The sequence below is a fragment of the Methanocella sp. MCL-LM genome (assembly GCF_049676595.1).
Lineage (GTDB): Archaea > Halobacteriota > Methanocellia > Methanocellales > Methanocellaceae > Methanocella_A.
Window position 1 is genome coordinate 2455297 of sequence record NZ_CP187259.1, and the last position, 20123, is coordinate 2475419.

Annotated in this window: 23 protein-coding genes and 1 pseudogene; 17 read left to right on the top strand and 7 right to left on the bottom strand. The window is 50.1% G+C overall.

The window, feature by feature from the left end; genetic code table 11:
- Positions 1-249: 249 nt before the first annotated feature.
- Positions 250-675, top strand: coding sequence for a hypothetical protein (locus tag ACPLPM_RS12610; protein ID WP_424357128.1), 426 nt, complete (start codon positions 250-252; stop codon positions 673-675).
- Here ACPLPM_RS12610 and ACPLPM_RS12615 read toward each other — a convergent pair.
- Both ACPLPM_RS12615 and ACPLPM_RS12620 read right to left on the bottom strand, forming a co-directional pair.
- Positions 672-1496 carry a KilA-N domain-containing protein gene (locus ACPLPM_RS12615; RefSeq protein WP_424357129.1) on the bottom strand — a complete coding sequence of 275 codons (825 nt, stop codon included), beginning with the start codon at positions 1494-1496 and terminating at the stop codon, positions 672-674. The genes ACPLPM_RS12610 and ACPLPM_RS12615 overlap by 4 nt on opposite strands.
- A 64-nt stretch (positions 1497-1560) precedes the next feature.
- Entirely contained in the window at positions 1561-2013 is a 453-nt protein-coding gene (locus ACPLPM_RS12620) for an HNH endonuclease signature motif containing protein (protein WP_424357130.1), read from the bottom strand.
- Positions 2014-2228: 215 nt separating this feature from the next.
- Between ACPLPM_RS12620 and ACPLPM_RS12625 the strand changes: the two genes are divergently transcribed.
- The 8 genes from ACPLPM_RS12625 (at position 2229) to ACPLPM_RS12660 (ending at position 7360) form a co-directional block, all read left to right on the top strand.
- Positions 2229-2648, top strand: a complete 420-nt coding sequence (locus ACPLPM_RS12625) for a hypothetical protein (RefSeq protein WP_424357131.1) — start codon at positions 2229-2231, stop codon at positions 2646-2648.
- 45 nt (positions 2649-2693) lie between these two features.
- A complete protein-coding gene (locus ACPLPM_RS12630; protein WP_424357132.1) occupies positions 2694-4097 on the top strand; it encodes an ATP-binding protein in 1404 nt (467 codons plus the stop codon).
- 203 nt (positions 4098-4300) lie between these two features.
- Positions 4301-4699, top strand: a complete 399-nt coding sequence (locus ACPLPM_RS12635) for a nucleotidyltransferase domain-containing protein (protein ID WP_424357133.1) — start codon at positions 4301-4303, stop codon at positions 4697-4699.
- A 70-nt stretch (positions 4700-4769) separates the two neighbouring features.
- Positions 4770-5195 (top strand): HEPN domain-containing protein, encoded by a 426-nt coding sequence (locus ACPLPM_RS12640; protein ID WP_424359984.1) that lies wholly within the window; start codon positions 4770-4772, stop codon positions 5193-5195.
- A gap of 486 nt (positions 5196-5681) precedes the next feature.
- The gene (locus ACPLPM_RS12645; RefSeq protein ID WP_424357134.1) at positions 5682-6158 is read left to right on the top strand and encodes a HEAT repeat domain-containing protein; all 477 of its coding nucleotides are present in this window, start codon (positions 5682-5684) and stop codon (positions 6156-6158) included.
- 31 nt (positions 6159-6189) lie between these two features.
- Positions 6190-6639: a hypothetical protein gene (locus ACPLPM_RS12650; protein ID WP_424357135.1), complete on the top strand. Its 450-nt coding sequence runs from the start codon at positions 6190-6192 to the stop codon at positions 6637-6639.
- Positions 6640-6864: 225 nt separating this feature from the next.
- Positions 6865-7074: a 2-oxoisovalerate dehydrogenase gene (locus ACPLPM_RS12655; protein ID WP_424357136.1), complete on the top strand. Its 210-nt coding sequence runs from the start codon at positions 6865-6867 to the stop codon at positions 7072-7074.
- Positions 7075-7108: 34 nt separating this feature from the next.
- Positions 7109-7360 (top strand): type II toxin-antitoxin system HicA family toxin, encoded by a 252-nt coding sequence (locus tag ACPLPM_RS12660; protein WP_424359985.1) that lies wholly within the window; start codon positions 7109-7111, stop codon positions 7358-7360.
- Positions 7361-7550: 190 nt separating this feature from the next.
- On the opposite strand, the gene ACPLPM_RS12665 is transcribed toward ACPLPM_RS12660, so the two are convergent.
- Positions 7551-8126 carry an exonuclease domain-containing protein gene (locus ACPLPM_RS12665; protein ID WP_424357137.1) on the bottom strand — a complete coding sequence of 192 codons (576 nt, stop codon included), beginning with the start codon at positions 8124-8126 and terminating at the stop codon, positions 7551-7553.
- A gap of 146 nt (positions 8127-8272) precedes the next feature.
- Here ACPLPM_RS12665 and ACPLPM_RS12670 point away from each other — a divergent pair, with 146 nt between their 5' ends.
- Both ACPLPM_RS12670 and ACPLPM_RS12675 read left to right on the top strand, forming a co-directional pair.
- Complete coding sequence (locus ACPLPM_RS12670) at positions 8273-9823, top strand: MBL fold metallo-hydrolase (RefSeq protein WP_424357138.1); 1551 nt, start codon at positions 8273-8275, stop codon at positions 9821-9823.
- An 88-nt stretch (positions 9824-9911) separates the two neighbouring features.
- The gene (locus ACPLPM_RS12675; protein ID WP_424357139.1) at positions 9912-10775 is read left to right on the top strand and encodes a DUF6293 family protein; all 864 of its coding nucleotides are present in this window, start codon (positions 9912-9914) and stop codon (positions 10773-10775) included.
- An 18-nt stretch (positions 10776-10793) separates the two neighbouring features.
- Here the strand turns inward: ACPLPM_RS12675 and ACPLPM_RS12680 are convergent.
- Both ACPLPM_RS12680 and ACPLPM_RS12685 read right to left on the bottom strand, forming a co-directional pair.
- Positions 10794-11946, bottom strand: a pseudogene (locus ACPLPM_RS12680) (TIGR04083 family peptide-modifying radical SAM enzyme).
- Between the two features lie 890 nt (positions 11947-12836).
- On the bottom strand, positions 12837-13196 hold the full coding sequence (locus tag ACPLPM_RS12685) for a NifB/NifX family molybdenum-iron cluster-binding protein (protein ID WP_424357140.1): 360 nt from the start codon (positions 13194-13196) through the stop codon (positions 12837-12839).
- Between the two features lie 101 nt (positions 13197-13297).
- Between ACPLPM_RS12685 and ACPLPM_RS12690 the strand changes: the two genes are divergently transcribed.
- Positions 13298-13996, top strand: coding sequence for an epoxyqueuosine reductase (locus ACPLPM_RS12690; protein WP_424357141.1), 699 nt, complete (start codon positions 13298-13300; stop codon positions 13994-13996).
- Between the two features lie 3 nt (positions 13997-13999).
- Here the strand turns inward: ACPLPM_RS12690 and ACPLPM_RS12695 are convergent, their stop codons facing one another.
- Positions 14000-14425 carry a hypothetical protein gene (locus tag ACPLPM_RS12695; protein ID WP_424357142.1) on the bottom strand — a complete coding sequence of 142 codons (426 nt, stop codon included), beginning with the start codon at positions 14423-14425 and terminating at the stop codon, positions 14000-14002.
- A gap of 106 nt (positions 14426-14531) precedes the next feature.
- Here ACPLPM_RS12695 and ACPLPM_RS12700 point away from each other — a divergent pair, with 106 nt between their 5' ends.
- Positions 14532-14729: a hypothetical protein gene (locus ACPLPM_RS12700; protein ID WP_424357143.1), complete on the top strand. Its 198-nt coding sequence runs from the start codon at positions 14532-14534 to the stop codon at positions 14727-14729.
- Between the two features lie 33 nt (positions 14730-14762).
- Here the strand turns inward: ACPLPM_RS12700 and ACPLPM_RS12705 are convergent, their stop codons facing one another.
- Complete coding sequence (locus ACPLPM_RS12705; RefSeq protein ID WP_424357144.1) at positions 14763-15785, bottom strand: YncE family protein; 1023 nt, start codon at positions 15783-15785, stop codon at positions 14763-14765.
- A gap of 219 nt (positions 15786-16004) precedes the next feature.
- Between ACPLPM_RS12705 and ACPLPM_RS12710 the strand changes: the two genes are divergently transcribed.
- The 4 genes from ACPLPM_RS12710 (at position 16005) to ACPLPM_RS12725 (ending at position 20118) form a co-directional block, all read left to right on the top strand.
- Positions 16005-17003 (top strand): radical SAM protein, encoded by a 999-nt coding sequence (locus tag ACPLPM_RS12710; protein WP_424357145.1) that lies wholly within the window; start codon positions 16005-16007, stop codon positions 17001-17003.
- A gap of 405 nt (positions 17004-17408) precedes the next feature.
- The gene (locus ACPLPM_RS12715) at positions 17409-18716 is read left to right on the top strand and encodes a PAS domain S-box protein (RefSeq protein ID WP_424357146.1); all 1308 of its coding nucleotides are present in this window, start codon (positions 17409-17411) and stop codon (positions 18714-18716) included.
- Positions 18717-18822: 106 nt separating this feature from the next.
- Positions 18823-19038: a DUF2769 domain-containing protein gene (locus ACPLPM_RS12720; RefSeq protein WP_424357147.1), complete on the top strand. Its 216-nt coding sequence runs from the start codon at positions 18823-18825 to the stop codon at positions 19036-19038.
- Between the two features lie 69 nt (positions 19039-19107).
- Positions 19108-20118, top strand: coding sequence for an SWIM zinc finger family protein (locus ACPLPM_RS12725; RefSeq protein WP_424357148.1), 1011 nt, complete (start codon positions 19108-19110; stop codon positions 20116-20118).
- Positions 20119-20123: the final 5 nt, after the last annotated feature.

Below are 20123 nucleotides of genomic sequence, written 5' to 3' on the forward strand. Positions count from 1 at the left end.
GTGATATGATGTACATCTTCGGAGCGTTTCTTACTACATACCTCGCAAATAGGTATGATTTGCCTGAGCTCGTCCTTTAGGGACGGAGTTAGATTGTTTCGGGTCATTTGGCTAAAGTTTTTGAACATTGATGTCATCTCCAATTTTCTTTTTAAGATGATGCAATTAGTTGTTTAGTAACATATAAATATGTTACGTGACAAGCTATATTATACAACTGCATAGATAATTGATAGCTGGAGAAATCGTATGGCCACTCAATGCCCAGTATGTTCGAAGATCACAGCCCATAACTACAGAACTGTATGGAAACAGCTTACCGCATCCACGTGGCAATTTACTGTAAAATTCCGCTGCCAGAACTGCGGTCACCGCTTTAGTATTATCTTCAACACAGTCCCATCAAAGAAGTTCCGCAGGCTGGTAGGGATTGATCCTGAGAAACAAACATATCATGCAATATACCGACAGTGGGGCCTCACCAGAAATAAGTACAGCTGCGGCTACGATAAGACCATCCTGTTAGTCGACATCAAAGACTCGAACGGCAACCTGGTCAGAGGTCACCACTGGTTCCGCTCAAATGGGTACATCGAGTCACTGCAGTTGCAACCCGGCGATAGCGTTAAGTTTACGGCGAAGCAGGTTACGATCGAGAATGGCTACGTATTTTAAGTGATATGCCTTTTGGCAGATAGCTCAAGTTTATTATCCGCAGTCAGCAAAGTCATCTGGTGTATTGCAATCGCATTTAGCTTTACAAGACGCTCACACTGGGAGAGATTTTCATTGATGAAGTGCGCATTTAGGTTTTCGAGGTTGGAAAGGCACACAAGCTGTGATATGTCAGCGTAATCCCGTATGTTACCGGTTTTATCCGGGTTGCTGTCCCGCCATTCTTTAGCGGTCTGCCCAAAGAGCGCCATGTTTAGGATATCCGCTTCTGAAGCATATATCCGGTTGATCTGCGGTTTTTCGAGTTCCGCCGGGATCAGGTTCTCTTTAATCGCATCGGTATGAATCCGATAGTTGATCTTCGCCAGGTTACGCCGGATATCCCAGCCTAGCTGCTTACGCTCATCCTCTTTGAGACGCTGGAATTCCTTTATGAGATAAAGTTTGAATTCGACAGAAATCCATGAAGCAAACTCAAACGCGATATCCTTGTGGGCGAATGTGCCCCCATACCGCCCGGCTTTGGAAACAAGACCGATAGCATTGGTCTTCCCGATCCATTGTTTCGCCGTGAGGACGAAACTGTTAAGTCCTGACTGCTTTCTAATCCCATCGAATTCGATGGGATTAAAAGCCGGGTTGTTGAGCTGTTCCCAGATACCAAGGAATTCGATTGTATTGCGGTTCCTCAGCCAGTTCTGGATTATATAGTCAGTCCTCTCGGGGTCCTTGTATCGTGCGATATCAGTGATGCTGATGTAGTCCTCATCGTTCATCAGGTATACGGCGACTTCTTTGTTCAGAACGCTGATCTTATCCATTGGATATCCCCGATATGCTCATCCCGAAGGCGCTTATTATTTAAACAATTGATTATCGGGCTTATTAAAGATATGCCTTTTGGGGTACTGAGTTCATAGCAGCCTTTCGCTTATTTTGAATGTAGAGAGCGCCAAGTATCAATGCTGCAGCCCCGAGTCCGATCCACAGCAGAATAGAGTCATCATTCTTGACAGACATTTCCCGTACTTGCAAGACCTGATTCATTCTGTACCGAGTAGAACTATATCGTCTATCAACGATATCCCGCTGTCTGCTCTTCGGCATGTTGCCTTCACCATGAATCCGGTTATGGTGGCAATCTTCGCACACCAGGATCAGGTTGCTCGCACTATTCAGGTCAACCAAGCCGTCTGCCGTGTGGACCTCGGTGATGTGGTGTACATCTTCAGAGCGTTTCTTTCTACATACCTCGCAAGTAGGTATGATTTGCCTGAGCTCGTCTTTTATCGACTGAGTCAGGTTGTTTCGAGTCATTTCGCTATAGTTTTCGAACATTTGATGTCATCTCCAATTTTCTAATTAAGATGATACAATTACTTGTTTAGTAACATATAAATATGTTACGTGACAAGCTATAATCCACTATTACATAGACAATTGATAGCTGGAGAAATCGTATGGCCACCCAATGCCCGGTATGTTCGAAAATCACAGCCCATAACTACAGGACAATATGGAAACAGCTTACTGCATCTACGTGGCAGTCTACCGTGCAATTCCGCTGCCTGGACTGCGGGCACCGCTTTAGTACTATCTTTAAGACAGTCCCACCAAAGAAATTTCGCAGACTGATTGGGATCGATCCAGAGAAACAGACATACCATGCCACCTATCAGCAGTGGGGCCTCGTCCGCAACCAGTTCTGCTGCGGCTACGATAAGACCATCCTGCTGGTCGACATCAAAGACTCGAACGGCAACATGGTCAGAGATCACCACTGGTTCCGCTCGAACGGGTACATCGAGTCACTCCAATTGCAGCCCGGCGATACCGTCGAGTTTACGGCAAAGCAGGTGATGCTTGCCAAAGGCTATAAAGGCAGAGACCCAGTAGCGAGGGCCCAATCTCCGCAAGTCAAAATGCCAGGGCTGGTGATGGAAGGGATTTCTAAGATACTGCAAGAGACATAAAGGGCAGCGAAATGCTTATGTTTTAGGAACATAATCCTAAGGATTATGTTCCTAAAATTCATCAACCGGACTGCGGAACTGGAACAGCTAAACAGGGCCCATTCCGCGGAAGGTTTTCAATTCATCGTCATCTACGGCCGGAGGCGAGTGGGTAAAACCGAATTGATAAAGCGCTTCATCAGTGGTAAAAACGCAATTTATTTCCTCTGCGACAAAAGCGGCACAGCCCCCAACGTCGCCAGGCTCAAGCTGAAGATCTCCGAATTCCTGGACGAGCCGGCGATCGCTACGGATGATCCGGGAGAAATATTCTCGTACTTTGCCCGCAAAGCCCCATCCGATACGGTCATCGTCTTCGATGAGTTTTCCTACTTGATCGAGAAAGATGATGCTATCCCCTCGATCTTCCAGAGAGTCATCGATGAAACGCTCAAGGACACCAATATGACTCTGCTCCTCTGTGGCTCCAGTATCAGCCTGATGATCGACGGCGTCCTCGCGCACAAGAGCCCCCTATACGGGAGAAAGACAGGTCACATGAGGCTGGCGCCACTCGCCCTTAAGGACATCAGGGAATTTTTCCCATCCTTCACCCGGGAAGAGCTGATCAAGACTTACGCAGTGCTCGGTGGAGTGCCATTTTACCTGGCTAAGTTCAAGGATGGCGTAGATGTCAGGGACAACATTAGGGCGCAAATCCTCGATAAAAACGGCGCGCTCTACGAAGAGACAGATTTCCTGCTCCGGGAAGAGCTGCGCGAGCCTGACGTGTACAAGACAATCGTGGCCGCTGTGGCCGCCGGCGCGACGAGGGTCACGGAGATCGCAGATAAGTGTCAGATGAAACCTAATGATCTGGACAGATACCTCAAGGTTCTCTGCCGGCTGGGCATCGTCCGAAAAGAGAGCCCGGTCACCGATCTCTCCGGCAAGGGCAAGGCATCGCGATACGTCATCGATGACCCGTACTTCGCTTTCTGGTTCAGGTTCTGCGAGCCCCGGAAGGCTGACCTGGAGATCGGTGATACTACGATCGTCGAGCGCCTGCTGGACAGAGATTTTAACGCTTTTGTCGGCAGTGCTTTCGAGAAGATCGTCAGGGAGGAACAGTTAAGAAAGCTTGAGCGGGGCAGGTTTACAGATATCGGCCGGTGGTGGGGCTACCACCAGGAAGCAGGCCAGCGGAAGGAGATCGAGATAGACGCCGTAGGCCTCAACAGAGAAACCGGTGAAGCTGGCTTCTTCGAGTGCAAGTGGAAAGAGCTGAGTTTGAGAGAAGCCAGGACAATCCTGGAGGAACTAAAGCAGAAGGCCACATATGTCGAGTGGCAAAACCAGAGCCGCAAAGAGGTGTATGGCATATTCGCCAGAAAAATTTATAGAAAGGATAGTTTACGCGAAGACGGGTTCATCGCCTACGATCTCGACGATCTACAATGGACTAAGTAACATAAGGAGCATAATCCTTAGGATTACGTTCCTAATTTTTTAGTCCCGCAAAACATCAAAGAAGATTAATAACATTCATTGATACATATTAAAGTTATCATTGATAATTATCAATGATTAGTCGGCCATACAGGTTATAGATACATACCCACCATTATTTTATATTCGCAGATTGCATAATAGGAATTGATTAGGGATTACATATGGACGCTGCAACTCAAGAAGACCTGAAAACTATACGTGAGGTTATCTTAGAGGAGCTTAACGACGTAGAAGCGATCTACCTGTTCGGAAGCGTAGCAAAGGAAACTCAAAATGAAAAAAGTGACTACGATATTTTGATATTTGTAAAAAAATACCCTGCGGATAAATTGAAAATTATATCGAGGATCAGATACAACCTTCTGGGAAAGATAAAAAGACCCCTTGAAATTTTCATGCTGGATGTTAATGATCTGAACTATCCATCTCCTTTCCTGTATGAGGTTTACCACAACAATAAGCTGCTCCATGGTAAAAATATTATAATTCGGTGCAGAGAAGCCATCAGCAAGATGAAGCCCCTGGTTTTAAATGGGGTAAAAGTTGGGTATTATGTCTAGTTTAGCAGAAGCCCGAGCTGTAAGATATTAACTCGATGCATCATATGATAAGTCCTTAATAGACGCTGCTATTAAAGAAAATATCCCCTCTTTAGCGTTGTTCCACATGGAGCAACTATGCGAGAAATCAACGAAAGCCTGCCTGGCGATATTGAGCATTTTAATCACGAAAGAGCACGGTTTTAGCTACTATGTCGAAGCAATCCTGATACCTGAAACAGGACCGCTGAAAACAGATTTTGAAAGATTATTGCCCGAGCTAAGTGAAATCGAAACCGTTTATATCTCTTCCAGATATGGGGTCGATTCGTATGGACGGGTCACTCTGCAAGAATACCAGCAAAAGGATACAGTCCGACTCAAAAATGCATCTCTGGAATATCTCGAGCTGTCTTTCAGGTTTATTGAATCAAAATGTGGTAAGCAATTACCGAGAGCGAAAGATGAACTTTTAAAGTACTTTAAATCGAGTTATTCTGAGTTCATAACGAGATAGACAGAAAATATTGCTTATATACTTCGATCCATTATCCTAAAATCAGAAGAATTAGATACTTTAGGAAATCACCTACCTGTATGCTGATATGTTCCCTTATGTACCTTCCCATCTCTCTTTTATAATATTTCACGGAGCAGCATGAATCTTCCCGACTTTCCCTAAACCACCGGTACATTATTTGCCTCAACATGTATAGTTTCACAGATCACAATTATCAATAATTTTTGAGTAGTAACATATAAATATGTTATATGACATTTATACAATACATTAAGTAATAAGTGCCTGCACTTAAAGCCCAGGCACAGACATCATGGGAGGTATTTGCATTGTCAGATCAGATCATCAGGTGCCCGCAGTGTAGCTGTGAAACCCAGTTAGATGAAGCACTCTCAGCCCAGATCCGCCAGCAGCTCGACCAGGACCTGTGCGAGGAATACAAAATAAAGCTGGCCGAAGAAAAGCGAAAGAGTAGGAGCTGCTATGGCTAAGTCCCTGTCCAGAGCAGATAAAGAACAGCTCAGCGCTATGTGGGATTTCACGCTGCCGGAAGCAGAGCGGATCAAAGCGTCGATTAAACTGGCAGATTCGGGCAACAGTGATCTGGCATCGACCTTCGTCGAGCTTATCCGGCTTGATCGATCTCCGGCGATGCGCAGATCAGCCGTTGCGGCACTGGGCAGGATCGCAAAGGTTTCTTCGGCGGATATGTCGGTAGTCAGGACACTGGAGAGGATAATGGTATCCGATCGGGACCCGGCTGTCAGGAGCGAAGCAGAGATCGCTTTAAGCAAGATCCTGAAGCGATGTGAAAGTTTGAGCGTAGCCGGCAAACGTGGGTCGGCCGGTAAGAGAAGTGGCAGCGGCGGAGCGGGAAAATGTTCCGCCAGCGTAGAGGGAGACAAATCCTGGGTCATAGACAGTGATCTGGTGCGCCAGAGCTTGAAAGGGCCGGGATAAGTCGATTAAGATTATTACAGGAGGAGTTGAAGTGGCAAGTTTAGATTCCATTTACTACGTATTTAAAGCAAGCAATAATAACTGGATCAACGAAGGGCTGGACAAACCCCTGTTCGAGATATGGGTGGGCTCGGGAGACCGGGAATGGCTGGAGGTGCATTATACGGCGATGGGACTCAGTCCGCTGGAGCACGTGACGCGCTTCGTGCCGGAAGGACCCAACATGGCTGCTTCCCTCGTGGATGCCTGCATCCTGTTCTACCCGGCACACTTCAAGGCTTGCGAGTCCCTGGAGAAGGTCAGGCAGGCGCTTGAAGCTCAGGTTGCTGGAACAGGTTTCCTCGACCTGGACGTTGCAGATCAGACATTTCTGGCAGCATGGAAAGCGCTGAGAGAAGAGGCGATGCAGAAGATGCCGGGGCTCAAAGTGTGTAAAACGAGGTTTGAACAGGTGGAGAGATTTAGCGAAATACAATGTTAAGCACCCGGCAGTTTAGGGAAGTCAGTAGATATACGGGAACTGATGCCACATCCATGGTATATAAGTGGGAAGGTGTCAAAATTTTTTATATCTATCTATTTTTCTTGTAAATGTAATAAAGTATATAACTTATGGAGCCAAAATCAGTAGTTGAGTACCATTCGAAAGGTTATGGTGAGTAGAACGAGAAAAGTATATAATGTGAAGAGGGCGAGTCTCATGTATATGGAGCCAGTGTCTGGTAAGAAGTACCGTGCAAATTTCATCGTGACAAAAGATATAAAAGGGAATCTTTGTGCGGCAGACATGGAACAGGGTATTTTTACCGATGGCCTTACAAAAGAGGAATTGGTAAAAAACATACGCGAGGCAGTTGAGGTCGCTTTTGATATCGACTCATACCTCGAAGCCGAAATTCGCATAAAATATGCTTAAAAGTGCCCTGTTATTTGGTGGTTTTTTGGTCAGCGTGCCGCTTCCAGTAGTAAAGGGCAAAGAGTTGCGGCGATTTATTGAAAGGAGAGGTTACGTCCTCGTAAGTGTCAAAGGAAGCCATTTTAAGTTCAGGCGTAAGGACAGTAAAGGGTTCAAAATCATCATCCCCATACACGGTAATGAAGAAATTGCTGATGGAACACTTGAGAATATCATTAGATATCTTGCATTAAATGAAGGTTTGTCAGAAGATGATATCAGACGAGCTATCAGCGATGAGTGTTAAGTTCTAAACTAAGATAAGAGAGAGTAGATCGGACGATTAAGAAGATCGCCATCCCATAGAGTAGCGATAAGGCATCGATAAGAATGAGCCGATCAATATTTGAATAGTAGCCCGGGGATCTGTTTTGAGGTGGACAAAATTGAGGTTTAAGCTATGGAATACAATCCCCGGACGACGTTTAGGATAATCGTTAGCTGTTTACCATCTCAAGCCCGGACATATCAAGGCCATAATTTTTCAGTGCAGCCATGACCCCAATCGTCCTGATGCAGTCGTTCAAGGCATCATGGGCATCCAGCCCGAGGATTGCCGGATCCTGGACATACTGAGCTACGTACTTTTCCAGGCTGGCCATCCGTTCAGGCTGCAGCTCGACCCACTTACGCATGGGCGATTCCATTTTGCCCATTTTGAACAGGATGTCGACGAAGTGACGGTCTACCTTGTGGTTCCAGGCGCCGGCCGGTATTTCGCCGTACTTCTCGTAGAATTTCCGGATCTGCCCGCACACCTCTTTCGGCTTCGGCGCGGCCTCCAGGTCCTCCGGGAAGATGTGGTGGAAGATCGAGGTCTCTTCTACTTTCGAGGGGTTCGGAATCCGTATCAGCGTGTGAAAGCTGTCGAGGCACCGGATGACTTTACTCTCCTCGTCAACGCCGGCTAAGATGATGCCGATGCTGACAGGATAGTCGTCATCGACAGGGTTTGCTATATCGAACTTTCCCAGGCCGGTCATTTCTAGGTCCACGATGCTTAGTATTTCCACGCTTGATCACCTACCGATTGTACAATATCGCTATAGTATTACATGTTAATAAATGTTGTCATAAGACCTTATATTATAATACATAGTTACATAACAGCAAACCGCTTATATATGGATTGTTACCATATCCCTACCGGGTGCCTGCTGTGGTATCGGTAACAGTGTACGATGGTGCGGAGACGATCGGCGGTAACAAGATATACGTAGAAAACGGCGGGAGCGGGGTCTTTCTGGACTTCGGCATGAACTACTCGCGCTACAATGAATACTTCAACGAATACCTCTGTGACAGGGATACGAGGGGAATTCATGATCTGCTCCAGCTGAACCTGATACCCCGGTTGAACATTTACAGGGACGATCTGCTGACATGCGATATATGCGAGAGCGTGAGGTCGTTTGCCAGGCCGGATGTGAAAGCGGTGCTGCTGAGCCATGCCCATATGGATCATACCGGTAACATGGGGCTGCTGGATCCGACGATACCTTTCGTGGCGTCGAGCCTGAGCCTGGCGATCCTGAAGGCACAGCAGGACGTCTCGAAAAACGCCGGCACCAGTGCGGAGGCCGCCTACGTCAAACCCCGGGTGCCGGGCGATAGCCCGCTGATCTGCGGCTCGGCAGGGACGAAAACGCCATCCGTCGGAAGAGCCCTCTATGGACTGACGGAGCCGGCGGCCAGCTTGCACGACCTGATGGCGATCAATCCCCTCAAGTCCAAGCCTTACCAGCCGGGCCACCTCGGCCACCTCTCCGAGCTAGATCTGCCCTTTGAAGTGGACGCCTACCCCATGGACCACTCGATCTGCGGCGCCGTAGCCTACAGGCTCAAATCACGAGACGGTACCATCTTCTACACGGGCGACTTCCGCTTCCACGGCGAAAACGGCAGCCAGAACATGGATCGCCTCGTCGCCGGTGCCAGGGAAGCTAACGTGCTGATCGTCGAAGGCACCAGGACTGGCAGGGAAGGTGATCACCCTACGACGGAGAGGGATGTTTACGAGCATTGTAAGGCTGCGGTCGACAGTACGGATAAACTGGTGATCGCAGATTTTTCTGCCAGGAACTTCGAGCGGCTGGAGATGTTTGCCCGGATTGCCAGAGAAACTAACAGGGAGCTCGTGATCACGACCAGGGACGTCTACCAGCTTGCTGCACTGGAGTGCGCTGACGGCAGGTGCAGGCTGAGTAATTTACTGGTCTACGACGCGGTCAGCGACAGTAAATCGGGCTGCGATCAGCGACTGGTGGAGCGAGAGTATGCAGATCGATTGCTGAGGCCCACGGAGATATCCCGAAATCCGGGGAACTACATTCTGTGCTTCTCTTTCTACGATATGAAGCACCTGCTGGACATCAAACCGGCCGGAGGCCTCTATATTTATTCGTCGAGCGAGGCGTTCTCGGAGGAGCAGGAGATCGATCACCTGAAGCTCTTCAGGTGGCTCCGGCATTTCGACATCGAGACCCGGGGCATCCGGCTGGCTACTGAAAATGGCCGGCAGGAGATAACCACAGAGCCCGGCTACCACGCTTCGGGTCACATCGCCGAGGAGGAGCTGGAAAAGTTCATAGACAGGATTGACCCGGACGTCATAATACCGGTTCACACCACATCTCACCCATGGTTTTCAAGCCGATTCCATGACAAAGTCAGGTGCCTGAAAGACGGTGAAAGTTTCAGCCTGAATTAGGGAAAAATCATATTATAAACATTTTTTATTGTTATATGACAATGAATAAAGTTAAGTACTTTTAACGATTAGATGTTTCTAGAACTTTATGGTAGAAGCTGGCGTTCACATCATACCTGCCGGCCTGGAATACGATAGAATTATAAAGCCGCTGTTTAAGGATTTTACAGTCAAGAAAGCGTATCTCCTGGTCCAGGACCCGAAAAAGGAAAAAGAGGAGTACAGGAAGCAGACGAAAGTAGTCAACAGCTTCATAGAAAAAATTAAAAAAGTGCCTATCGACTGGGAAGAAGTCCCGGTCAACCTCTACGATTTTAACGCAATTTTTAAAAGATCTTACGATCTCATAAACCGGGAAGTTCAGGCCGGGAATAAAGTTTATGTAAATATTTCTTCAGCCCCCAAAATCATGCAGGTGGCATTGACGCTTGCCAGTTTTTTAAATAATTCCGAAGGCAGCGTCGAACTTTACTACGTCGAGCCAGAGAAGTATTATGAGGGCGCCTTGATAAACGCCACACAGAAACTTTTAAAGTCCGGCGTTTCTGAAGCTGACGTCATCAGGGAGATCAAGGAACTCGCTGCAGAGATTCACGAGCACGGGCTGGCCGCCGGCGAGTCGAAGATCCACAGGTTCCCTCCGTTCCCCCTGGCGAAACTGACAGATACGGAGCTGGAGATTCTTAAGATTTTGAGAGAGAAAGAGCTAGTTTTCCAGAAGAAGAAAGTTCAGGCCGATGAGGACAGGTATGTTAACTCGATCAAAGAGATGAAAGAGCTTCTAGACAAAGACCTTAAAGCAGAAGTACCCAGGTCTAATGTCAAATATTACCTGGATAACCTTTTTGAGTTAAAACTGATCGAGACAGAACGCTACAAGAAAGAACTTCGAATCAAGCTCACGATTGCAGGCTCGCTATTTGCAGATACGAGGATAAAGTCAAGCGGATGATAGCGAAAGCATCATCCGTCAGATTCTTTTCAGCATGATAGCCATGACCCCGGGCTTCGCCGCCATCCTCATCGGATCGAATCCTATCATGGCTCCCTCGAGCCCCGATGTGCCGGCAAGCAGGTCCTTATTCTGCCTTTCCTTGATCTCGTCAAATATCCTCTTGTAAGCCACGCAATGCGGGTCAACTGCCTTGATCTTACCATCAGTAGGCACGATCGCATTATAGGGACACCCACCTCTGCAGTACCGGATGTGGGCGCAGTCCTTGCAATTCTTGTCCACGAACTTCCTGAACTTCTCCATGAGCTTGCCCGGCCTTAGAATTCATCAGGTCTTCCATCGTCGGCTTGTCCTTCACGTTGCCCATGACGAATTTTTCCATGCCGATAAACCGGTAGCAGGGGTAGATATTGCCGTCCGGCCCGACTGCGAAGGTGTCCCCCATGCAGTCCACGAAGGTGCACACCACACCCCGGCGCTTGAACACGCACTTGCACAGGTGGTCGATGTTCATGACCTCGAACCGGCCCCAGTTGTCGAGGTAAGTATCGAGAAGATAGACCAGCAATTCCCCGTACTCCCCGGCATCCAGCGCCCACTTGCCGGGGTCGTCGCCCTTGATGGAAGGCAGCGCCGGATGCAATTTGAGATTCCAGCCGTTGTCCATGAAGAACTGGATGATCTCATCCTTATGCTTGATCGAGTGCGACGTGAAAGTGCAGATAAACTTCACGTCCAGGCCATTCTCTCTGGCGATCTTGTAGCCCTTCATGGTCTTTTGATAGTAGCCTTTGCCCCGCTGGAAGTCGTTGACATCCTCGGGCCCGTCCAGGCTGGAGCCGATGGGGATGTTGTACTTCGCCAGCACTTTGGCGATCTCAGGAGTCATCAGCCAGAGGTTGGTCTGCATCGCGAAGGCGACGTGCCGGTCTTTCAGGCCTTTCTGCAACAGCGGCAGCGCTTTCTTATAGAAGTCCGCCCCGGCCAGCAGCGGCTCTCCCCCGTGGAAGGTAAACGTGACGTTGTCATCCCTGAACTCCTTCAGCCAGGCGGCGATATCCTTGACCGTGTCGAGGCTCATGACAGGAGAGTTAACATCCGAGCTCCAGCAGTAGTGACACTTGGACGGACAGCCCAGCGTCGGAATGATCATAATGTGAAACGGCACCTTGAAACGCCCCTTGCTCTGCAAGGAGAAGCGTATGGTACCAGAGACCAATAAAGTTTCGCTATCTGAAGAACTACTTCAGCGAACGTGGCGACACGGCCCTTTATACTGACAACTGGGAATCAGATACTTGAACCACGGCGGCACGGCGACACCAAGACAAGGCGATCCACGACGAGCCAGTGGTAAATAAAACCACAGCGGCACGGCGACACCAAGACAGTGGTGAACCGGTATAAGTGAACTCCTTTTTAGGTCCACGGCGACACTAAGACAGAGCATTAACCATATGTTTACTACTCAATCGTCTCAGCCTGACTTTCGATCAATAGCCTGACGGAAGTAGATCATGGTTGTCTCCGTGCCGCCGTGGATCTAAAAAGAGTGCCTTGCTATTCGGGTACGGGTCGTCGCCGTGTCGTTGTGCCGCCGTGGTTCAAATAACCATCCAGCCATCGCTTCTCGAATCGTCGCCGTGTCGTTGTGCTGCTGTGTTGCATAATTCATTTTCTCTTCTTTGGGCCGAGCTATTGCAGGTGGAGTGACTCAGCAAGACGATCGCTGCGCTGTGCCAGGATCACAGATTACGACAGATGCCACAGATTACACAGATACTAATCGATGAGAAATGGATTTGCCATCAACCGAATTTATTCTAATGACATCTGTGAAATCAGTGCAATCCGTTTCAATCTGTGATCCTGGCACAGCGCAGCGATCGTCATCGCATCGCCTCGAGAACGCCTGCGACTGCAGGCGTTCAAAAGGCGAACATGAAGATAAGAATAATGCAACACAGCATCGCCGTGCCGCCGTGGTTAGAACACTTGATTTCCAGTTGTCAGGATAAGGGGCCGTGCCGCCATGGTGTGAAGAGTAATCTTTAAAACTTAAAGGCCATACCGGCTCTTCCACACTTCGGTTAGCTCTCCAGCAAAATATTTCTCGACAGTGTCTTTTACCGTGCCTTGGGCACCCGTAAAAACCCGGACGCCCCGGTCGAGGAGTGGCGTGCTCATGCACGTGCCCATCATTCCCGCCAGCACGATTTCTACGCCGTGGTGGGCGAGGAAGTCGGGGAGGTTTTTGTCTGTACTCCCGTAGGTCTGCTCATTACTGACCGTCGTCACAGAGGCGATCCGGCCTTCGGCCGCATCGACGATGGCAAAAGTCCCGGTCCGGCCGAAGTGCTCGAACACCGTAGATGTGAGGCCTGTGTAATTATCTACGGGTAGCGCGAACAGAGTCATAATTCATATGATTCTACGAAGTCAGATTATAAAAAGGCTACAGGTATCCCGTAGTGCTGGCCGGATAATTGATATATAGTCGGGCGGTACTTTATTTTTATATGCCCCGGAAAAGTAGCAGGATTTTGTCAGTCATGGTAAAAAAGGAAGCTACAAAGCTCGGCGCCGACCTCTGTGGTATTGCCCCGGTGGAAAGGTTCTCGGCCGCGCCGGCAGGCTTTCACCCCGCGGACGTCTACCCGGGCTGCAGGTCGGTCATCGTCCTGGGCTACAGGCTACCCCCGGTGCTGCTTGATGTCGCCACGCCGATCCCTTATACAATGGTCAACTATTCAGTGAGTGTCCCTCACATGGATCAGATTGCGGTTAAGCTCTGCAACTGGCTGTATGATCACGGCGTCAACGCGCTGCCCGTCCCGACTGACTCACCATACGAGTACTGGGATGCTGACAGGAAGCATGGTCGGGGCATCATATCCCTGAAACATGCGGCCGTCCTCGCAGGGCTCGGCGAGATGGGAAAGAACACGCTACTGATCACGAAAGAATTTGGCAACATGGTCACCGTGGGGGCAGTATTAGCAGACGTGGAGCTTGAGCCGGACCCCATAGTAAAGAAGGGGCTCTGCATAGAAAGATGTAGGAAATGCCTCGATGCCTGCCCCGTCGGCGCCCTGGACGGAACTACCGCTGATCAGAAGAAGTGCCGGGAGCACGCGTATTACCGGAACAGCAGAGGGTTTGATATTACCAGGTGCTCGGCCTGCCGCAGCGTTTGCCCGGGCCGGAAAAAGAGATAAAGGCTACTCTTTGCAGGCCAGGTCACACTTGTTCTGTTCGTGCAGGTGTTCCCGGGTCGCCTTACAGTAAGGGCAGTTCTCCGGCTTCTTGCAGTCGATCCCGAACTTTTTATTGCAGGAGTCACAGGCGTATACACATTTTGCCGGCACCTCCACATAGTCCCTGCACGGCGGCGTTTTAGAGTAGCCATTTTGCGTGATAGGACAGGAGTCTTTGTGGAAGATCAGCGAGTTGATGTAATCGATCTGCGGCACGGTCGTGTACTTTTTGCAGTCGTCGGTGCGGCCGCACACCGGGCAGATCAGCTCATCGCAGTCGACGTGGCTGGCCTCGACCTTGAAATACGTCTTACATGAAGGGTTCGGACATTCGCGTCCGACCATGCCCTGGGGGTCGGTTTTTAGCGGGTAGCGACGGGACTCAGCCATAAGTATGCCTCTTAAAAAATTGTAGGCCTTGCATGCATATAGCTTTGTTGACAAAAGGAAAAATTGGGGAAACCTGACATCCCGGTTAGACGCCTATTTCCGGCCGTTGATCAGCGGCAGGCAGCAGACTGCCAGGGCCAAAGCGAACAGCGGCAGTACTGCCGGTATCGGAGCCGGGGCAGGGCTGGTGGTAGCGGAAGAGACCGTCGGAGAGGCTGCAGAAGCAGGCTTCTCAGTGGGTGCCGGCGATGGACTCACAGGGCCCGGAGTGGCGGTCGTTTGCGGTTCCACGGACTGCGCATAGGTCGGAACTGAAGCTATGTCAACATCCGTTGCCTTATAACCGTAAAAGTACCTGTACTGGGTATCGTTGTTCGTATACAGGCCCATCACCCCGGTGTCGTCGCAGATGAATACTTTGCTGTCGTCGCTGCTGAAGACAGCCCGGGTAGGAGACCTCCAGTCGCTGACGTTGACCAGTAGTTTGGACGTGTAGTCGTCCAGGTCTCACCTTGTACACCTTGTTGTTCTCCCGGTCGATGAAGTAGGCCAGTTTATGGTCGTTGCTGACGGCCAGGTAGGGGACGAAGTATGAAGACGTGCCGCCTACCGGGCGAGGCGTATATGACCATCCTTCTATCCCGGTATGATAATTGTACTTCAATGCGTTAATCTCGCCGAGCCGGTCTGTGCCGAGCAGGTGAGTGCCATCCAGTGCGGCGATGTAGCCGATTTCGCACTTGAGATGATAGGGAGTGAGCGAATCGTCATTTTCGTTGTACACGTACAGCTGGCTGGAGCCCGGCGCCGCAAAGTAGGCAAAGTTCGCCCCGACTTCCTCGGCGGTCGTCAGCGTTGAGTAACGGTTGGTGTCGATGGTCTTCTCGGACTTTTTCCCGGTAACGGTATCGAGGATGATAAACCGGGTAGCGGTGACCACGTATACGTAGCGGTCGTTCCGGCTGATCCCGATGTCGCCTGCGCCATCGTCGGGCAGCGAATACTGCGTAAAGACCGTGTTGTTGTCGGTACTTATGGCGTAAAGGCCGGATGTAAGGCTCCCCGAACTGGCAACGTATACTCGTTCGCCATCGTTACTGGCCACGATGACAGAAGGCTTTTCGACAGGAATCGTCGCGACTTTGGCAAACGAGGAAGTCGAGACGTTGTACACGTGCACCAGGTCGTGAGTATAGTCTGCCGCATACAGTAGGTCAGTCTTGTCGACTGCATTGACGCCGGCATTGACGCCGACAATGACGCCTACATTGTTGTCGGCGATCGCCGGCGACACGCCTGCTATGGCAACGACGGAAAAAACCATCACGAGAACGATCGATAGTTTCGCCATTAAGCTCATTTTTAACACCAGTCAGTCTGATAGCATAGCCCGTACCCGCCCTGGATGCAGCTATTAATGTAACCGGTAGTATACTCTTTAGTATTAAGACTGGCGATAGTGGTAAACAAGTATCGGATGGCTATGTGCGGATAAATTCCGGCCCGGGAGAGCCAAATTTAAGACTGCGCCGGCCGTACAGTTTTTATAACCAAACAGAAAAATGGGAATTTACTGAGTATGGGCGACGTAAAAAGTAGTGTCAGGCTTACCAATCACCGGTTCTTAAAATTTGTCAGCGTAGATGCAGGTTATCTCCTGCTAAATGATCAGGACCTGTGGAAGCTGCATGACGATCTCATAGAGCAGTACAGGCAAGTCAAGACCCGAGTCGAGATACCTGCTGCGGATAGGCACGAACGATCAATTATTGACGTCAAGATCGAGCTGGCGGAGCGTATGCTGAAGGCATGCGGCTTCTGCGAGCGCCGGTGTGGTACGAACAGGTACGGAAAAGCCGGAGCCTGCCACGCAGATGCCGTCTCGCACATTTCGTCCGAGTTCCTGCACAGGGGAGAAGAGCCCGAGCTGATACCCTCCCACACGATCTTTTTCGAGGGGTGCAACTTTGCCTGCGCCTACTGCCAGAACTGGACTATCGCCACCCGGGTGAAGGGCCCTGCCCTGGATGCTGACCACATGTGCAGGATCATCGAAGCCCGCCGGAGACAGGGTAGCGCTAACGTCAACTTCGTGGGCGGCGACCCGACCCCGCACCTGCACACCATCCTCAGGATAGTCCGGTGTATGCCGGAAGACCTGCCGGTGATCTGGAACTCGAACATGTACATGACACAGGAAGCGATGAAGCTGCTTGACGGCGTAGTCGATCTCTACCTGGCCGACTTCCGGTACGGCAACAACGAGCACGCGTACAAATATTCGGGCATCAAAGACTACTGGGCTGTCGCAACCAGAAACTTCCTGGAAGCGAAGCGACAAGCCGATTTGCTGATCCGGCTGCTGGTGCTGCCCGGGCACGTCGAGTGCTGTACGAAGCCGATAGTAGAGTGGTGCGCTGAGAACCTGGGCAAAGATGTGCGGTTCAACCTGATGTTTCAGTACCACCCGGAGTACAGGGCTTTTGCCTACCCGGAGATAAACCGGCCGCTTAACGCGAAGGAGGTCCGCAGGGCGGCGGAGATAGTGAAAGAGGCAGGGCTGACCAACCTGGTTTAGCCGATAAAAAAGTACCGCCAGTCAAGGTGTAGAATATTAGTAAATCCACATGAAGAAACGCCTCGCGGCGCTTCCGTCATGTGGAAGTGTGGGTTTTTAGTTTTTGGTTTTTAGATAATCGGGAGGGCGGTTGAGGCAGGGCTGCCGGAAAGCGAGGGTTTCCTGGTACGACTGTCGGGCCGTCTCAGATTTGCGGACTACCGCCAGATGTCCGATTAGACCGGTTTATCATATAGGTTTGTATTAATGCCGTGCACAAAAGGGCTGCCAAGTCGGCGATAATCAGGAAATGGTATAACGCCTGTGGAAGTTTCTCATCCGCAGGTTTTCAATGCACAGAATCTCATGGTAATGCCATGCATTGCCGAAAAGTATTATAGTGTAAATGATCGTATGATCGCTTTCATGATAAAACGCCGCGAAGAGCTGGATCGGGTAAAGAAAGCCTTGCAGTCATCGCATAAGGGCATGATGATAACAGAGATTTCCCAGCACTTGAACATGAACAGGAATTCTGTTGCTAAATACCTGGATATGCTCTGCATGGCCGGTGAAGTGGACATGCATATGTTCGGCAGGTCAAAAATCTTCACGCTGTCGGACAGGGTTTCTCTCGCGGCCGCACTTAGCATCTCTTCCGAGCTGATCGCCGTTATCGATGACCGGTATAAGATTATTGACGTGAACAACCGGCTGACCCAGTTCGCGGAAGTAGACAGGGAAAGGATCGTTGGCCAGAGCCTGGAAACAGTGGGCGTCGACCTCCTGACGAAGCCGGAAATCCTGCTGAACCTCCACGAAGCTTTCAAGGGTAAGGAGTATTCCAGAGAGTTCAGCATCAGGCGGGGTAATGAAACACACTATTTTAAGTTCTGGCTCAAGCCCCTCACGATGAGCGATATCAACAGCAGGGTAGCCATCGTCTACGAAAACATAACCGCCAGAAAAACTGCGGAAATCGCGCTCCGGGAAAGCGAAGCCAGGTACCGGGCGATCGTCGAGGACCAGAAGGAGCTGATCTGTCGCCTTTCGCAGGATACTACTATCCTTTTTGTCAACGATTCCTTCTGCTCGTTTTTCGGCACCGGGAAGGACGACATAACTGGAAAGCGGCTGGTGGACATATTGACAGAAGAAGGGAAGGAAATCCTTTCCGGCAGGCTGGATTTGCTGCTAAAATCCAAAAAGTCGATAACGTATGACCAAACCCATTCGTTCCCGGGCGGCAAAACAAGGTTTGTGAACTGGACAGGCCACTTCATTCCCGGAGAATCGGATCACTCCCCCGAGTACCAGATTGTCGGCAGAGATATCACAGACTACATCATGGCGGAAAAGGCCCGAAAACAGAGCGAGGAGTGCTTTCAGAAGGTATACGATATGATGCCTGCAGGCTCCAGCATCGTATTACCCGATTTCCGCTACCTTCGGGTCAACCGGGAATACTGCCGGATTACAGGGTACTCCGAACAGGAACTGCTATCCCTGAAGATTACGGACATTGTCCACCCTGACGATATTCCTTACCTGAAGGACCGTAGAAAAGATATGGTGGAAGGGTTGTGCGACTGGAAGAGGTACCAAAAAAGAATGGTGCGCAAAGACGGCACAGTCATTAAAGTAAATACTAAGGTGATGCTTTTTCGAGATGACACCGACAAGCCGGAATACTTCCTCGGCCTGGTAGAAGAAGTATCTGAGGATAAGCGGTAGAAGCGGACGGACATAACCAAAACTGAACAATGCAGCAATAGTATTACAAAAAAGGGCGCTATTTTCAGGCTTAAGAGCCTTAAACCTCAAATGCCGATTAACATATATGCCTACCCCACAGGAAAACGATCAGAATTACAATAGCTGTATCTGCGACGGATGCCCCAGCTACCCGGGTAACGATAAAAAGCTTTACTGCGCCAGAGGCAAGAGCGATAAGAAGATCGTCATGGAAGGCTGTATCTGCCCTGCCGGCTGCCCGGTCTACGCCGAGCATAAGCTGAAGGATATGTACTACTGTATCAATGGAAAGGCCAGGTAAGCCGGGTGCCTGCACTTGCCGCTTTGCCCGGGCTTAAGAATATATTTATGTTAGCATAATATTTTATTCATGCAGCCAGCTGGAGCCACCGGCTCGAAGGAACTTCGAAAGCTGACAGAGCAGGAGATCGCCAGGCTATTCAGCCCCAAAATTCTGGAGCGGGGCATAGAGTATTTTGAAGAGGGACGGCTGCAGCGGCTTTTTGTTTACAAAAGCAACATCATGGCGGAATGTCAGGGGACCCAGCCGGAGAACTACCACATAAGCCTCGACGTCAGGGACGGAAACATCGTGGCGTCCTGCACCTGCCCATACGCGTTCGGCTACTGCAAGCACATAGCAGCAGTACTTTACGGCTGGGTGGTGCGGCCGTCAGCCTTCAGGGACCTGGGGAAGAGTGAAGAGACTCTAAGCGGCCTTGAAAAGGGCCAGATCGTGGAGATAGTAATGGATATGATCCGCTATGACCCTGACGTGACGTATGTGATCAATCTTCGTCTTACTCCGGCCGAAGAGCTTCCGGAGTTCGTCAGGAAGGAAACAGGCTCCATCTTTTCCGAGGAGTACGTCGACTACCTCAACGTCAGGGAGATCGTGAAAAAGCTGGATATTTTCAGGGAATATTCCTCGGACCTTTCCAGGGAAAAGAAGATCGATACAAGCCTTGCTGTGCTTGAGCCGGTGATCGATGCGATCGTTGGAAACTATACCAGGCTGGACGATGCCGACGGGCTGATGGCTAACTTTTTTGGGGCTGCGATGGACTTGTTCGGCAGCCTTCTCCCGACCATCAAAGACGTTGGTAAGCAGAGAATTCTCCTGACCAGGGCTCTGGACTGGTATATGGATGCAGAATGGGGGCTGGAATCTGAGGTGCTGCAATTTTTATCCGACTACCCGGCGCAGCTGGGCCAGGACCGGTACATGATCGATGCCGTAGAGCTGAAGATCGCCGACTTCAGGCGCAGCTTCATCTCGACGAGCCCGAAGTACTCCGAAGAGCACGAGTACCTCGATGAGCGCATCCGAAGGCTGAACATGCTCAAGTCGGCGCTTCGAAAAAACAGCCCGGCCAAGTGATTAAC